The organism is Sphingomonas sp. BK345 (assembly GCF_014193845.1).
Taxonomy (GTDB): domain Bacteria; phylum Pseudomonadota; class Alphaproteobacteria; order Sphingomonadales; family Sphingomonadaceae; genus Sphingomonas.
In genome coordinates this window covers 183,993-199,177 of sequence record NZ_JACHZX010000002.1, presented here as the reverse complement: position 1 = coordinate 199,177, position 15,185 = coordinate 183,993, and the positions used below count along the sequence as shown (strand labels likewise).

Genomic DNA, 15,185 nt, shown 5'->3' with positions numbered 1-15,185 from the left:
GTGCCGGCACTAGGGCGCTTGACCGAGTGCTCGCAATCCCCTTCCCTCGCGCGCGCATCAACCGGAGCGACGAATGGCCAGACGGCTGACCCTCTACATCCTCGTCGGGCTCGCGCTCGGCCTCGTGCTGGGCCTCGTGCTTAACGTGTGGCTCGACGACGGCACGCCCGCGGGAGCGACACGGGCCACCGAGGTCGCCGGTTATTTCTCGATCGTCACCACGCTCTTCCTGCGGCTGATCAAGATGATCATCGCGCCTTTGGTGTTCGCCACGCTGGTGTCGGGCATCGCGCAGATGGGCGACACGCGCGCGCTCGGCCGGATCGGCGCGCGCAGCCTCGCCTGGTTCCTCTCGGCCAGCCTGCTTTCGCTGACGCTCGGGCTGATCATGGTCAACCTGCTCCAGCCCGGCGTCGGCGTCGGGCTCGCGCTGCCAGCCGCGGGCGGCACCAGCGGGCTTGAGACCGCGGCGTTCAACCTCAAGGACTTCTTCACCCATATCGTGCCGTCCTCGATGGTCGACGCGATGGCGAAGAACGAGATCCTCCAGATCGTCGTGATGTCGGTCTTCGTCGGCGTCGCGATCACCGCGGTGGGCGAGAAGGCGGCGCCCTTGGTGCGCGCGATCGACGCTCTGGTCCATGTCATGCTGCAGGTGACCGACTATGTCATGCGCGTCGCACCGCTGGCGGTGTTCGCCGCCGTCGCCGGCACGCTGACCGAGCGCGGGCCCGACGTGATCGGCCAGCTCGCCTACTTCATGGGCAGCTTCTATCTTACCCTACTGGTGCTGTGGGCGGCGCTGCTGGGTATCGGTTTCCTGTTCCTGGGCTCGCGCATCGGGGCGCTGATCCGCCACGTGCGAGAGCCGCTGCTGGTGGCTTTCTCCACCGCCTCGTCGGAGGCGGCCTATCCGCGCATGCTCGAGGCACTCGACCGCTTCGGTGTGCCGCCGCGGATCGCCAGCTTCGTGCTGCCGCTGGGCTATTCGTTCAACCTCGACGGGTCGATGATCTACATGACCTTCGCGTCGCTGTTCATCGCCCAGGCCTATGGCATCGACATGTCGCTGGGGCAGATGGTGACGATGCTGCTGGTGCTGATGGTGACCAGCAAGGGCATCGCGGGAGTGCCGCGTGCGAGCCTGGTGGTGATAGCGGCGACGCTGCCGATGTTCCACCTGCCCGAGGCGGGGCTGCTGCTGATCCTCGCGATCGATCACTTCCTCGACATGGGTCGCACCGCCACCAACGTGATCGGCAATGCGGTGGCGAGCGCGGTGATCGCCAAGTGGGAGGGCGGCTTCGACCCACCCGAGCCGGTCGCGGTCGAGCCGGCGCGCGCGCCCGCGGGCGACGGCCCGGCGCGCCCGGTCGAGCGGTTCGGCGACGTGTGAGGGGCGTCAGTAGCTCGGCCGCGGCTGCCCCGACGGGTCTGGCATATCGTCCGGTCCCATCACAAAGCGCACGCGATCGACGCAGCCGCTGCGGCCGTGGTCGGAGGGAGGCAGCGTGGCGGATCGCATCACGATAATGGCTTGACTGCCGAAGTCGGCGGTCGGCTCGGACGCGACCACGCTGAGATGTCCGATCTCGCCCCATGGTGCGACATCGAAGCGGATCACCGCCCAGCCCTCGATCATACGGCGACGGTAGGGCTCGGGAAAGGTGAGCCGCGGCGGCGTCAGGAATGCCGGCCGATGAGGACAATCAGGGCCATCCTCCGCGGCGCGCGCCGCCTCGGAAAGCTCGGGTGCGACGAGCTTGGCGGGGCGGAGCCAGTACGGATATTGGCAGCCGGTGCGCGCACCCCCGGTGAAGCGGCTGGCGCGAGTCGCGCTCATCGCGGCGGCGTCGAGGGCGGGGTTGCCGGTGCCGTGGATCACGTGCGTGCCACGCGGCCGCCCACGCGCGTCGGTGTCGTACCGGACCATCGTCCAGTCGCGCGCACCCGGAGTGGCGCTGATGTTACGGAAGTCTGGCAGCGCGCGGAGAAGCGCCTCGGGTCGCGGCAGATCGAGACACGTGCCCGCTAGTCGCACGCGATCCCACCCTTCCTGCGGCATCGTGCCATTGTCGGGCGCGAGCGTGTAGGCGATGAGGTCGCCGATCGCCGCCTCGGCGAGCGGAGCGATCGTCGGCGTGTAGGTGATCACGCAGTTCGTCCGCGATGCGCCCGCGGCGAAGCGGGAGGCGGCCAGCGCGGGTGCGAGGTCCGCGCTCGGCGCAACCTCCTTCGCTTCGGGTCGGATCGAGGTCGGGCGGCCGGTCGGGTCGAGTGCGAACACCAGCGTCGCAGAGGCGCGGGTCTGCCCCGCGCCCCACAACAGCTCGACGGAAGGTTGGCGCAAACCGGTGACCGTGACCGGGAGACCGTCGCAGCGGACCTCGCCGGCGCTCCAGCTCAGCAGCTGCCGTGGCATCTCGTGATGTGGGTAATAAGGCGGAGGTGGAACCTGCGTGTAAGCGGCGAGCAGCGCGACGAGCATCATTCCAGGTGAGCTCCCAGCATCGTAGCGCGGGACCTTCCTCTGCCGTCGCACGACTGGCAACGTGAATTTGCTCCGATGCGGTTATCCCACTGCAGCCCGCCGCCGATAGCTCAGCGCCTCGGCGACATGCGCCCGGCGGACCGGCTCGGAGCCGGCCAGATCGGCGATCGTGCGGCTCGTCCGCAGCACGCGGGTGTAGCCGCGTGCCGACAGCCGCAGCGTCGTCGCGGCCTCGACCAGCAGCGCCCGTCCAGCGTCGTCGGGTGTGGCGAAGCGATCGAGCAGGTCGCCGTCGAGCTCGGCGTTGGTGCGCAGCCCGGTGCCCGCGAGCCGCGCGCGCTGCACCTCGCGCGCGGCGGCGACCCGCGGGCCGACCTCGGCCGAGCCCTCCTCCGCGGGCGGCAGCGCCAGCTCCAGCGCGGTCAGCGCGGCGACTTCGACGTGCAGGTCGATCCGGTCGAGCAGCGGCCCGGAGACCCGCGCCTGATAGTCGACGGCGCAGCGCGGCGCGCGCCCGCACGACAGCGCGGGATCGCCGAGATGGCCGCAGCGGCACGGGTTCATCGCCGCCACCAGCTGCACCCGCGCGGGATAGGTCACGTGCGCGTTGGCGCGAGCGATGCTGACGGTGCCGCTCTCGAGCGGCTGGCGCAGCGAGTCGAGCACTGCGCGCTGGAACTCGGGCAGCTCGTCGAGGAACAGCACGCCGTTGTGCGCGAGGCTCACCTCGCCCGGTCGAACACGCAGGCCACCGCCGGTCAGCGCCGCGATGCTCGCCGAATGATGCGGGGCGCGGAATGGACGCATGCGCGTCAGCGCGCCGCCCGCGAGCGTGCCCGCGACCGACTGGACCATCGACACTTCCAGCGCCTCGACCGAGTCGAGCGGCGGCAGGATGCCGGGCAGGCAGGCCGCCATCAGCGACTTGCCTGCTCCCGGTGGGCCGACGAACAGCAGGTCGGATACGGCTACACCTACCATGACGCGTGCTGTGAGGGTCAAAATGTTTTTCCAATGAGCTTCTAACGAGTGCAGGAAAGAAGACCCACAATCGGCCGTTTAGCCCCAGCTTGACCCCTTCCTGAAAGCGGCAGCTCGTTCACCGTGACCGGCTTCGGAGGCTATCGTCGCTTCGTTGCGCGCGGCAGCGCTCGTCTGTTAAGTTCCGGCCATGGCGACGCAGCAACGCACAATCGACTTCCTGCTTGAGCAAGCGACTGGCGTCGGCGGGGTGACGGCCAAGCCCATGTTCGGCGAGTACGGCGTGTACGTTGACGGCAAGATGATTGGTTCGGTCTGCGATGATCAGCTCTTCGTCAAGCCGACGAAGTCGGGCCGCACCTACGCCGAACCGGTGTCAGACGCACCGCCCTACCCCGGAGCCAAACCGCAGATGCTCATCACGGCCGATCGATGGGATAATGCTGAATGGCTCGGCGAGTTGCTGCGCGTCACGGCTGCCGAGCTACCCACACCCAGACCGCGGAAGCCAAAACGAGGCGCGTAAGTGCACCTGGCGGACTGAGACCCAAAAGGAGTTATTTCCAGTGCCCTGTCCGGCTTCCAACTTCGGCCATTTGTTCATCTCTGCGCCGCTGGCCTGGCAAATGCGCGGCAGCTTTCCCGGCTCATCATAGCTTCGTTCGTGACTGAAGCTCATGTGCCCGTTGGACGAGGGCCTATGGTGCCTTTCAGAAGATTGGCATACCCGGCGAGTCTCCGCCGCGGACCACAAATGCTTTCATATCGACCGATGCTGTGTTTCGGAAACCATGCGGTAAACCGACAGGTACGCTGAGCGTGTCGCCCGCACCCATGATGATCGCGCCCTGATCCCAGCTGACCTCCAGCGTGCCTTCGTGCACGAACAGGACCTCGACCTCGGACCGGGCGTGCAGCGGCACATAGGCGCCCGTCGTCATCGTCAGCCGACGCAGGTTGAAGCCGTGTGGCCACCAGCCCGCGATCGGACCCGCCGGAAAACCGTCGCCGGTCGCCGTCGGTGTGATCACACCGGCCTCGTCGACCCCCTCGCTCGCCAGCGGCGACCGGGGATTGGCGATCATGTCCTCCGCAGAGGCCACGCATTCCCGCATCTTCTCCATCGGCGGGGTTTTCAGTTCGGACGCGGCGTCGGCGCCCGTCGCCTCGGCCAACTCCACGTCCTCCAGTGTGTATTCGCCGCGCGACGTGTCGATCAGTCGGCCGCCCTTCGCCAGCTTGAGACCATGCTCCGACGCCGCCTCGAAGACGGCTGGCGCCCAAGTGACCTTCCCGGGATCATCCTCGCCCAACACCGTGAAGAGAAAGCCGATGCCTTCGTCGAGTTTCTCGAATCCGCGGAACATGTGGATCGGCACCGAGGCGACGTCGCCCGGACCGATCTCGATGGATCCGTCCTCCTTGTTGGGTCCGAACGGCAGGCGCCAGCGACCGGAGTGGACGACGAAGACCTCGGCGGTGTCATGGCTGTGCTGCGAGTTGACGCAGCCAAACGGCTGACGCGCGGCACCGATGTTGAAGCCGTGGCGCTCCGTGATGTGAACGTGCTGGTCAGCGCTTTCCGAGACGCCCGCACCGATGATCGTGAAGTTCTCCTTCTCGGTCGATCCGGGCGTGCGGGTGTCGATGAACGCGGTGCGGCACGGCACCAGATCGGCATAGCGCACCAGGCGAGCCTTCATGGCTTCCTCAGTCCAGTTCACATCCATCTCCGCCGCTATGGAAAACGTCTTGCATCCGAATGCACAACAGCTAGAGCACTTGTGATCGGCATGCAAGACAACTCCTCGGGAGGCATGAAGGACGACGTGAACACCATCGCGCAGCCCCCTCTGAGTAAGACATCGGCGGCGCCCGTGCCGCTCGTGCTGCTGCCGGGTACGCTGTGCGACGAACGGCTCTTCGCTCCGCTGCTGTCCCATCTGGACGAGCGCCTGAGCATGACGCTCCCGATCGACGGCGACGACCCGGTCGCCGCCGCCCGGCGGCTGCTCGCGCGCTTGCCGGCGCGTTTCGCCCTTCTCGGCTTCTCGCTCGGCGGGCTGGTGGCGCTCGAGCTGGCGCTCATGGCGCCGGACCGGGTCGTCGGGCTGGCGCTCGTGAACAGCAACGCGAGAGCCCGGGCCGGCGACGCTCCTCCTCACCCCGGACCTCCTTCTGCGGCCATCGCCGCGCTAGCGCCTCGCGCCTTCGGTTCGGCTCGCGGCGATGACGGCGGCCTCCGCCGGCTGCTCGAGGACATGGCGGCGACCTTCGATGCGCGGACGCATGCGGCACAGGAGAAGCTCGCCGCTATCCGGACGGACAAGCGCCCGCTCCTCGCCGGACTGACCATGCCCGCCCTCGTACTCGGCGGCGCGCAGGACGTGCTCTGCCCGCCGACACTGCAGCATGAGCTTGCCGAGGGGCTGCCGGATGCAGCGCTGGTACTGCTTGACGGGGTCGGCCACTTCGCGCCGCTGGAGAGTCCCGACGATGTCGCGGTACACGTCGCGACCTGGCTCGCACGCGTCGATCACGCCGCAGCCTCTGCTAACCTGCCATCAACGACGCGTCGCACAGGAGATGAGATGACCAAGGCCGCAACGCACGATCAGTCCAGCCAACCGTCGGCGACAAATGAGGGCCAGCAGAACGGAGCCGTCCTGCAGGTCGAGCGCCGCGACTTCACCGAACTCGTGCCGACGGACCGGGAACGAGTGCAGGGCATGCAAGGCTTCGACCCGATCTACACCGACATCGTCGACTACATCGTCCGATGCACCCATCGGATCTGGGACGAGCGCGACGTCGGGCTAATCTACACGCATTACACGCACAACTGCGTCGCCTACACCACCATGGGCACGATGTACGACCGCGAGACGCACATCCGCGACACGATCCAGCGCCTCGTCGAGTTCCCGGACCGCCGCGGCCTCGCGCAGCAGGTCATCTGGCGCGGCAATGATCGCGACGGCTTCTACACCAGCCACATGACGCACGGACAGGGCCGGCATTCGCAGTTCGGCATGTACGGCAAGCCGACGGGACGAACCTTCCTGACGCGAACGGTCGCCGACTGCATGATCCTGGAGAACAAGATCTACAAGGAGTGGATCGTGCGCGACAACATGGGCCCGGTTATCCAGCTTGGCCTGGATCCGCACGCCTACGCGCAGGACATCGCGGTCCGGAAGTTCGAGGCGGGTGAGCCGATCATGGAGGTCGTCGAGAACCGGCGTCTTCTGGGCCAATACCCGCCCGAGACCGACGCGGACACGTCCATCGCCCACAACGATGGCGAGGCGCAGCTGCTACGTGACCTCCACCACATCTACAACAAGCGGATGTTCGGGCGCATCCACGAGCTCTACGCACCAAATTGCCAGTGGCACGGACCGCTTATGCGCGAGTATTACGGCGTCGCGGCGGTGCTGCAGCAGACGATGCGGCTCATCGCGCTCATCCCGGACGGCTTCTACGTGCCCCAGCACATCTGCTCGGTCGAGAGTGAGGAAGGCGGCACGAAATACGCCGTACGCTGGACGCTAGACGGGCATCATCTCGGCTACGGGCCGCTCGGCGCCCCGACCGGCCACCCGCTGTTCGTAATGGGCGTCAGCCATTATCACGTCTGCGACGGCAAGATCATCGACGAATGGTCGGTCTACGACGAGCTGTCGATGCTGGCGCAGATCAAGCTCGCGGCCCTGCAGCGCGCCGCCGGCTGACGCGTAGCGGCGCACTCTCCGGGGCGCGCCGTTCCATTGCATCGAACGGATCGGCGGCACCATGGACGATGGTCACGACATTCGCGCCTTCCTCAGCAGCTGCGAGGCTGGACGGGACAGCGCGGGCGCCGAAGTCGCGGCGTGTCTCGCGCGGATCGCCGCGCACGACCGCGCCGGCCTGACCCTCTCCGCCATGCTCCGCGTCAGCCCGGACGCTCAGGACGTAGCGAGCGATCGCGATGGCGCGCGCCGACGGGGCGTCCGCTTGGGCGCCCTCCACGGCGTGCCGATCGCGGTGAAGGACAACATCGACCTAGCAGGCATGCCAACCACCTCGGGCTGCCGCGCCCTGAAGGCGGCCATGCCTTGGCGGACCGCACCCGCCCTGCACGCCCTCCTGGCTGCGGGCGCGATCGTCGTTGGCAAGACGAATCTGTCGGAATTCTCATTCGAGATCCGGTCGCGCAGTTCACTAGGTGGCGATACGCGCAACCCTTTTTCGCCGTCGGTCACGTCGGGCGGCTCCAGCGGCGGCACCGCTGTCGCGGTCGCGGCCGGGTTCGCCTTGGCCGGGCTGGGCACCGACACAGGAGGCTCGATCCGCGTACCGGCCGCCTACAACGGGCTGGTGGGGCTGCGACCGACATGGGGCACGATACCGACCATCGGGGTCGCACCGCTCGCGCCTTCCACGGACACCGTCGGCACGATCACCCGCAGCGTGGACGACGCGGCGACGATGTTAGGCCTGCTTGCGGCGGCGCGATCACCGTCGTCGGACGCGCGCGCCGGCATGCGGGTCGGCATCCTGCGCCAGCTGCTCGGTACATCCGGCGAGATCGCCGCAGGGATCGACCGGGCGACGGCCGCGCTGCACGCCGCAGGCGTCGAGGTCGCTGCGGCGCCGGACCTGCCGGACGCGGTCCTGCCGCGCGGAGACCATATCGTGGACGAGGAGTTCGGCCCCTCATTCGATGCTTACCTCAGGAGCAATTTTCGGCCGGGCACGGCTCCCGCTTCGCTGGCGGCGGTGATCGCCGAGCGAGAGTTTCTCCTGGAGTATGAAGAGGTCCTGCGCGCGCGCGCGGCACCGCGAAGCGCCTCTGTGAGAGCCGCCATCCTGGCGCGCCACGCAGAGCTGAGGTCCGCCCTGACGCGAGTGATGGAGAGCGACGGCTTCGACGCCCTCCTCTACCCGCCCTCGGCCGTCCTTCCTTCCTCGATGGAAAACCCGAAGGGCGGGTGGGCTCCCGAACTAGCCGCGTGCAGCGGCTGGCCGGCGCTAACGGTCCCGGTGGGTCGCTCGAGCGGCGGGATGCCGCTGTCGGCAGAGCTCCTCGGCCGCCCTTACGCCGAAGCGACGCTCTTCGCGCTCGGCCGAGCGATCGAGGCTTTCGCCGCCCGCCCCACACCTAGACTCTGAGGACCGGCCGCTTGCAGGCGGCCGGTTCGGCTCGTGCGTCAGAACTTCACGCCCGCACGTACCCCGTAGGTTGCGGGCGGGCCGTAAGAGACCTGCACGCGCTGGGCGCGCCCTACCACGGCGCTCAGCAGAACCGCCCGGTCGGTGACGTTGTTGCCGTAACCCTCCACGTAGAAGCGGCCGCCTGCCTCCGTCCAGCGCAGCGACACGTCGAACTTGTCATACGCCCTCTGTAAGTCGAGCACGGTGTTGAAGTCGGTCGTGAAGTAGCTGCTCGAGTGCAACCAGTTGGCATAGGGCGCGATCGTACCCGCGCTCCCGAGATTGATGTCGTAGTAGACTGCCACGGTCGTCTTCAGCTTGGGCGACTGCGGGATGCGGCGCCCGGACAGATCAAGCGAGACCGGATCCTGCCCGTTCGAGGCGCCGTAGAAGTTGTTGCCGCTGATGTAGCGGGTGTACTTACCGTTAAGATATGCCGCTGTGACGTCGATGTGCAAATCCGGCAGGGGCAAGGTGCGCAGCGTCACCTCACCGCCGTAGCTTCGCGCGCGGCCGGCGCTTCCGAAGTACGACACCAAAGGCGTGTACACGTTGATCTGCAGGTCGGTGTACTTGTTGTAATAGAGTGCCAGCTCGGTCTGAATGCGTCCGTTCAGGAACTGGTTTTTGATGCCTGCCTCGTAAGCGTTCACCTTCTGCGGCGTGTACGAAGCGGGGATGGCGGCGTCCCCTCCCGTGTCGTTGACCCCGCCCGAGGCGAAGCCGGTCGAGGCGGTGGCATACACCATGGTCCTGCGATCCGGCGTGTACTGAAGACCGGCCCGCCAGGTCACGCTGTCGAACGACGGCGAACCGGAGGTCACGCTGTACGGGGTCGTGAACTCGTACGTGTTGGGGATCCCGTCCGCGAAATCGGCGAAGTCGAACGACTTCTTCTCGTACGAGTAGCGGATGCCACCGATCACGCGCAGCGTCTCGGGCACGATCGCGTAGGTTCCCTGAGCATAAGCGGCATAGGCGTTCGTCTTGAGCGCCGCGTCGGCACGGAATCCCGGAACGACGGAGCCGGGTGCGTCGATCTTCTGCTGGTACGTCTCGAAGATGTCGTCATGCAGATAGTAGCCGCCGATGATCCACTGGAAGGGATCGGTGCTGTTGGAGACCAGCTGCACCTCCTGCGTGAACGTCTTCGCACGCGTGTTGGGCTCCTGTTGCCCTGAGCCGAAGCCGATCGCGGGCGCCTGGAAGACCACGCTGCTCTGGTCGTTGTCGGCGCTGCGGTGCGCTCGGAAGAAGGTGTAGCCCGTGATGGATCTCACCGTAGCGCCACCGAGATCGTAGCTGATCGTGCCCGAACCATAGTTCTCGCGCAGATGCTCGAACGGCTGATAGTCCCAGTCGTTGGTGTAGGGTCCGGGCGTGACTGCCACGCCGACATCCACCCCGTTCACGAGGACGGAGCCGTTCTTCACAGAAGGGTTCACGGCATAGGGCACGCCGTTGATGGACTGGTAGCCCGTCTGCGGATTGATGAGCGTGCCCGCCACCTTGTAGCCGTAAGAGCCCGCGCCCGCATCGTCGCGACGCCAGAAGCCGCCGTGCAGCTCGACCTCCAGCTGGCTGTCCGGAGTCCACTTCAGCGAGGCACGCCCGGCATATTCCTTGAGATCGGCCATCTCGACGCCAGCAGTGCTGCGGACGTAACCGTCGTGGTCCTGGTAGACGCCGGCGACGCGCAGGGCGAGCGTATCGCTGAGCGGCGCGTTCACGAAGCCGTCGATCCGCTGCGAGTTGTAGTTGCCGAAGTCGACGTTCAGCCCGGCTTCGACCTTGTTGGTCGGCGACGCCGTAACGACGCTCAGATTGCCGCCGAAGGTGTTGCGGCCATACAGCGTTCCCTGCGGCCCGCGCTGTACCTCGACACGGGCGACGTCGAAGAGCGGAATGCTCTGCTGCTGCGTGCGGCTTTGATAGATGCCGTCGATGTAGAAGCCGATCACGGGATCGTTCTGGGCACTGACCAGGCTCGTGCGTACGCCGCGGATGGCAGGGAATGAATCCGATCCCTGGCTACCCCAGGTGAAGCCCGGCGCGATAAATTCCAGGCTCCCGACATTGTCGGCGTGGAGGCGCTGCAGATCAGCCCCGCTGACCGCCGTGATCGAGATCGGCACGTCTTGCAGCCGTTCGGCCCGGCGCTGCGCGGTGACGATGACGTCGCCGGGCAGGAGATCTCCGGTCTGGTCCGCCGAGGACGATGACTGTTGCGATGCGCTGGCCTCGACCGGCGTCGACGCGGGCGCCTCCTGCGCCGCCGCGGGAACTGTGCCGAGCCCGGCCGCAGCAAGGGCCAGCACCGACGCATTTCGAAGCCACAGCATGCTCTTCATCGCCCTTCCCTCCCATTGGCCGACATGCGCCTCCTCGGCGCGACTCTCGACGTGGTGGCAGAATGCATGCGGATGCATGAAGGAGCAAGTGGGTAGCGGGATAAAGTTGCTGCATGTTGCTGTCGGCAGGCTAAGCGCTCAGGAGCCGAGCATCCGCCGATTAAAAGGCCCTTCTCGGAGGCTCTCTCGCAAGCCTGTTTACAACAGCATGCGAATGCAATCTAACGTCTCGAGAGAGGTACGGGATGGCGCACGAGAACCAGGGGACACCGAGGCCGGCACGATCGCTTTCGCGCGAGCGGCGCCTAGCCATCTTCGCGGCGCTGATGCTGGGCGAGTTCCTCTACGGCTGGGCCTGGAACAGCGTGGACGTGCTTCGACCGTTCCAACGCAGCGCTCTCGGCCTGACGCTCGTGCAGGCTGGCTCGACCTACTCTGCGCAGGGAGCGGGAGCGCTGATCGGCGCGATCCTCATCGGACAGCTCGCCGATCGCTTTGGGCGGCGCAACGTAGCCGCCGCGATCATCATGGGCTACGGCCTCTCGTTGCTGTCCGGATTGCTCGTGGCGAGCTACCCGCAATTGCTTGCCCAGCGCTTCGTGCTCGGCCTCTTCACCGGCGGCGTCTTCCCCGTAGGGGTCAGCATCTACGTGAATCTGTTCGAGGAGCATCTGCGCGGCAGGGTGGCCGGCATGCTCAACGCATGCTTCAGTTCGTCCATCGTCGCGCTCGGCTTGGCCCTTGGCGCTTTGGGCGGTCATGACTGGCATCTCCTGCTCTGGATCGGCGGCGTGCCGCCGCTGCTTCTCGCTGGCGCCATGCTGCTGCTCATTCCCGCAGGATCGGTTGTCGACCGGCACGTCACCCGCGGCGAGAAGCTGCCGGTACGGGAGCTGTTCCACCCGGGGGTTCGCAGACAGACGCTGCTGCTTGCGACGATGACCGGGCTGAATTTCTTCGGCTATCAGGCCTATAGCGGTTGGCTCACGACCTATCTCACCGGCGTACGCGGTCTGTCGGCCGGCGCGGCCGGAAACCTCGTCGCCTGGCAGTTCGCAGGCAACATCATCGGAGGCTTCGCCTGGGGCTGGGCGGCGGATCGCTTCGGCCGGCGCTTCAACGCCAGCGGCTTCCTTGTCGCGTCCGTCGCCATTCTCGTTTACCTCTCGATGCCGACCAGCCTGACGCTATTCCGGATCGTCGGGCTCATCTACGGATCGATGCTGTGCTCGAGCGTGATCTGGGGTCCGTGGCTGGCCGAGCTGTATCCGCCCCACCTACGCTCCACGGCTGCCTCGATCTTCAACTGGGGACGCATCATCAGCTTCTTCGCGCCGCTTGCGACGGGCTTGCTCGCCGATCGTTACGGACTGCCCGCCGCCATGGCGTCGGCGGCTGTGGCCTTCGCAGCGGCCGCCCTGATCTGGCTGAACCAGCGCGAGACGCTGCGGTCGAAGGTGCAGGAGCGCTCGATGCCAGCCGCCGATCTCGTCTTCCCGGCTTCGGCATCGGTGCGGGACGCCCGCTGACCAGCCGGCAGCGATCTGAGCATTCGGGGGCGGTCCGGCTTGGCCCTCCGCCCCCTTCGGGCCTCAGGCCAGACTCGCAGACTGGTGCAGTCGGTCGACCCGGACCTGCGCCGCCTTCATGTGGCCGTCCAGCCCCTCGCTCGCGCTCTGGCGCGAGGCAGGCGGGCCGACCTTCAGCACCGCCTCGTCCGAAAGCCACTGGTGCGTGGCGATCTTGACGTAGCTGCCGACCCATAGTCCGCCCGTGTAGCGGCCCGCGCCCATCGTCGGCAGCGTGTGATTGGTGCCCACCGTCTTGTCCGAATAGACAACGCTGGCGTTCTCGCCGATGAACAGCGATCCATAGTTCCGCAGCTTGGCGGCCAGCCCATGAGCGTCGGTCGTATGCACCTGGAGATGCTCCGCCGCGACATGGTCGGAGTAGGCGATCATCGCGGCCTCGTCGGCGCAGAGGACGATCTCGCCGTAATTGGCCCAGCTCTCGCCCGCGATCTTGGCGGTCGCCAACGTCGCGAGTTGACGCTCCACCTCGCGCGCGGTCTCTTCTGCGACGGCGCGATCGGTGGTGATCAGGCCGACGCGTGTGCGCACGTCATGCTCCGCCTGGGCGAGCAGGTCCGTTGCGATGAGGCGGGGGTCGCCGCTCGCGTCCGCCAGCACGAAGATCTCCGAAGGTCCGGCGAGCTGGTCGATGCCCACCGGTCCGAAAACCTGTCGCTTCGCCTCGTTGACGAAGGCATTGCCCGGGCCAACGATCTTGTTCACCTGAGGCACACTCGCCGTTCCGAACGCCATCGCGGCGATCGCCTGGGCCCCGCCGATCCGGAAGATGCGATCGGCGCCCGAGAGATGGCACCCCGCAATCATCGCCTGGTGCGCGTTTGGTGGAAGGCATGCGACCACCTCGTCACAGCCTGCCACCTTGCCCGGCACGATCGTCATGATCGGCGCCGAAAGCAGTGGAAAGCGCCCGCCTGGCACGTAGGCGCCGACCCGCTCGATCGCGATCACGCGATGCCCGAGATGCAGGCCGGGCAACGGCTCGACCTCGAGCGGCAGCATGGTCGCCAACTGCGCCTGGGCGAAACGCCGAACGTTCTCGATGGCGAATTCGGTGTCCGCGCGGGTCTGCGGCTCCAGTGCCGCAACTGCTGCGAGCCTCTCCTCGTGCGTGACCTCGAAGCGGTCGAGTTCCGCACCGTCGAATTTGATCGAATATTCGCGCACCGCCTCGTCGCCGCGCGATTTCACGTCCGCGAGGACGGCCTCGACGATGCCGACCACATCGCTGGTATCGGCGATCGAGTCGCGCGCCGGCGCCTTGACATACGTGGTGCTGTGCTCGAACCCCTGCGGCGCCGTATCGGCCATGTGCGTCGTCTCCCTGCGAGCGTCGCGACGTGCGATGCTGACACGACGTTATTGAATTCGAATGCAGTTGTCACGGGGGCACGGTTGGCTGGACGCAGAAGCGATGACGGTGAGGCGGGCGCCGCCGAGGCAACCGCCCTCACGCGCGCGCCGAAGCGGGCGACTTCCTACGACGTCGCCCGCCGCGCCGGCGTGTCACAATCGGCCGTATCGAGGTGTTTCTCGCCGAACGGCTCGATCTCCTCGGCGACGCGCCAGCGCATCATGAAGGCCGCCGGCGAGCTGGGCTATCGCCCGAACGCGCTGGCGCAGGGCCTGATCTCGCGACGCACGCATCTGGTCGCCGTGATCATGTCGAGCCTGACCATGCTGCACTATCCCGAGGTGCTCGCGGAGCTGTCGCACCGCCTGACGGAGCGCGACCTGCGCATGTTGCTGTTCTCGCTTGAGGCGGAGAGTGACGTGGACGGCGTGCTGGAGCAGGTGTGGCGGCACAGCGTGGACGGCGTGATCTGCGCCGCGCATTTGACGGACTCGCAGGTCGAGCAGTTTATCGCCCACCGCGTGCCGCTGGTGCTCTACAATCGCCTGAGCGGCCGCGCTCCGGCGACGTCGGTCGCGTGCGACTCGGTGGCGGGGCAGCGCGAACTGGTTGAGCGGCTCCTGGCGGCCGGACATCGGCGCTTCGCCGTCGTCGCCGGGCCGGCAGACAGCTACGTCGGAGAGGAACGTCGCCGCGCCGCGCTGGCGCGGCTTGGTGAAGCTGGAATCACTATTGTTCCCGAACGGCGCGGCGACTTCAGCTACGCCAGCGGCGGCGAGGCTATGATCGCGCTCATGGCGGAAGCCAAGCAGCTGGATGCCGTCGTGTGCGTCAACGATCTCATGGCGATCGGCGCAATCGACGCTGCGCGGGAGCGCTTCGGCTTGCGGATACCGGACGATCTGTCGGTCGTGGGCTTCGACGGCACCGATCCCGCAGGATGGAATAGCTACCGGCTGTGCTCGATCCGCCAGCCGGTCCGACGCATGACCCAGGCGGCCGTCGACATGCTGCTGGAACGCGTCGAGGACGCCCGCATCCCGCCTGAGCGACGCTTGTTCAGCGGCCAGTTCATGGAAGGCCAGTCGGCTCGTCTCGCCTGAGGCGCGAGCGCATCCGGAACCGCAAAACGCCTGCTCGAAGGACGTCTGCCTATTACTCAGCACGGCACCTCGCCGATCCCACGGTGGCGTCGGCGTTGCGTGAGACCAACCTACCTA

10 protein-coding genes and 1 pseudogene are annotated in these 15,185 nt (G+C 67.0%); 6 read left to right on the top strand and 5 right to left on the bottom strand.

Features of this window, described 5'->3' with window-relative positions:
* Positions 1 to 73: 73 nt before the first annotated feature.
* Complete coding sequence (locus FHY03_RS06085; protein ID WP_183929509.1) at positions 74 to 1,396, top strand: dicarboxylate/amino acid:cation symporter; 1,323 nt, start codon at positions 74 to 76, stop codon at positions 1,394 to 1,396.
* A gap of 6 nt (positions 1,397 to 1,402) precedes the next feature.
* Here the strand turns inward: FHY03_RS06085 and FHY03_RS06080 are convergent, their stop codons facing one another.
* Entirely contained in the window at positions 1,403 to 2,491 is a 1,089-nt protein-coding gene (locus FHY03_RS06080; RefSeq protein ID WP_260158741.1) for an energy transducer TonB, read from the bottom strand.
* An 81-nt stretch (positions 2,492 to 2,572) separates the two neighbouring features.
* Positions 2,573 to 3,451 (bottom strand): annotated as a pseudogene (locus FHY03_RS06075) (YifB family Mg chelatase-like AAA ATPase); the annotation flags it as partial.
* A gap of 211 nt (positions 3,452 to 3,662) precedes the next feature.
* Here FHY03_RS06075 and FHY03_RS06070 point away from each other — a divergent pair.
* On the top strand, positions 3,663 to 3,998 hold the full coding sequence (locus tag FHY03_RS06070) for a TfoX/Sxy family protein (protein ID WP_183929507.1): 336 nt from the start codon (positions 3,663 to 3,665) through the stop codon (positions 3,996 to 3,998).
* A gap of 184 nt (positions 3,999 to 4,182) precedes the next feature.
* Here FHY03_RS06070 and FHY03_RS06065 read toward each other — a convergent pair whose 3' ends face one another.
* Entirely contained in the window at positions 4,183 to 5,202 is a 1,020-nt protein-coding gene (locus tag FHY03_RS06065) for a cupin domain-containing protein (RefSeq protein ID WP_183929505.1), read from the bottom strand.
* An 87-nt stretch (positions 5,203 to 5,289) separates the two neighbouring features.
* Between FHY03_RS06065 and FHY03_RS06060 the strand changes: the two genes are divergently transcribed.
* Entirely contained in the window at positions 5,290 to 7,206 is a 1,917-nt protein-coding gene (locus FHY03_RS06060; RefSeq protein WP_183929503.1) for an alpha/beta fold hydrolase, read from the top strand.
* A 61-nt stretch (positions 7,207 to 7,267) separates the two neighbouring features.
* A complete protein-coding gene (locus tag FHY03_RS06055; RefSeq protein ID WP_183929501.1) occupies positions 7,268 to 8,629 on the top strand; it encodes an amidase in 1,362 nt (453 codons plus the stop codon).
* A 38-nt stretch (positions 8,630 to 8,667) separates the two neighbouring features.
* Here FHY03_RS06055 and FHY03_RS06050 read toward each other — a convergent pair whose 3' ends face one another.
* Positions 8,668 to 11,022, bottom strand: coding sequence for a TonB-dependent receptor (locus tag FHY03_RS06050; protein ID WP_183929499.1), 2,355 nt, complete (start codon positions 11,020 to 11,022; stop codon positions 8,668 to 8,670).
* Positions 11,023 to 11,267: 245 nt separating this feature from the next.
* On the opposite strand from FHY03_RS06050, the gene FHY03_RS06045 reads away from it, so the two are divergent.
* Positions 11,268 to 12,551, top strand: a complete 1,284-nt coding sequence (locus FHY03_RS06045) for an MFS transporter (RefSeq protein ID WP_183929496.1) — start codon at positions 11,268 to 11,270, stop codon at positions 12,549 to 12,551.
* 63 nt (positions 12,552 to 12,614) lie between these two features.
* Here the strand turns inward: FHY03_RS06045 and hisD are convergent, their stop codons facing one another.
* Positions 12,615 to 13,922: a histidinol dehydrogenase gene (gene hisD / locus FHY03_RS06040; RefSeq protein WP_183929494.1), complete on the bottom strand. Its 1,308-nt coding sequence runs from the start codon at positions 13,920 to 13,922 to the stop codon at positions 12,615 to 12,617.
* Here hisD and FHY03_RS06035 point away from each other — a divergent pair.
* The gene (locus FHY03_RS06035; RefSeq protein WP_183929492.1) at positions 13,890 to 15,068 is read left to right on the top strand and encodes a LacI family DNA-binding transcriptional regulator; all 1,179 of its coding nucleotides are present in this window, start codon (positions 13,890 to 13,892) and stop codon (positions 15,066 to 15,068) included. The genes hisD and FHY03_RS06035 overlap by 33 nt on opposite strands.
* The last annotated feature ends 117 nt before the right edge of the window (positions 15,069 to 15,185 follow it).

Excerpts from the sequence above, each read along its gene's own strand:
- FHY03_RS06085 (WP_183929509.1), top strand. The coding sequence starts at position 74 with ATGGCCAGACGGCTGACCCTCTACATCCTCGTCGGGCTCGCGCTCGGC.
- FHY03_RS06080 (WP_260158741.1), bottom strand. The coding sequence starts at position 2,491 with ATGATGCTCGTCGCGCTGCTCGCCGCTTACACGCAGGTTCCACCTCCG.
- FHY03_RS06070 (WP_183929507.1), top strand. The coding sequence starts at position 3,663 with ATGGCGACGCAGCAACGCACAATCGACTTCCTGCTTGAGCAAGCGACT.
- FHY03_RS06065 (WP_183929505.1), bottom strand. The coding sequence starts at position 5,202 with ATGGATGTGAACTGGACTGAGGAAGCCATGAAGGCTCGCCTGGTGCGC.
- FHY03_RS06060 (WP_183929503.1), top strand. The coding sequence starts at position 5,290 with ATGAAGGACGACGTGAACACCATCGCGCAGCCCCCTCTGAGTAAGACA.
- FHY03_RS06055 (WP_183929501.1), top strand. The coding sequence starts at position 7,268 with ATGGACGATGGTCACGACATTCGCGCCTTCCTCAGCAGCTGCGAGGCT.
- FHY03_RS06050 (WP_183929499.1), bottom strand. The coding sequence starts at position 11,022 with ATGAAGAGCATGCTGTGGCTTCGAAATGCGTCGGTGCTGGCCCTTGCT.
- FHY03_RS06045 (WP_183929496.1), top strand. The coding sequence starts at position 11,268 with ATGGCGCACGAGAACCAGGGGACACCGAGGCCGGCACGATCGCTTTCG.
- hisD (WP_183929494.1), bottom strand. The coding sequence starts at position 13,922 with ATGGCCGATACGGCGCCGCAGGGGTTCGAGCACAGCACCACGTATGTC.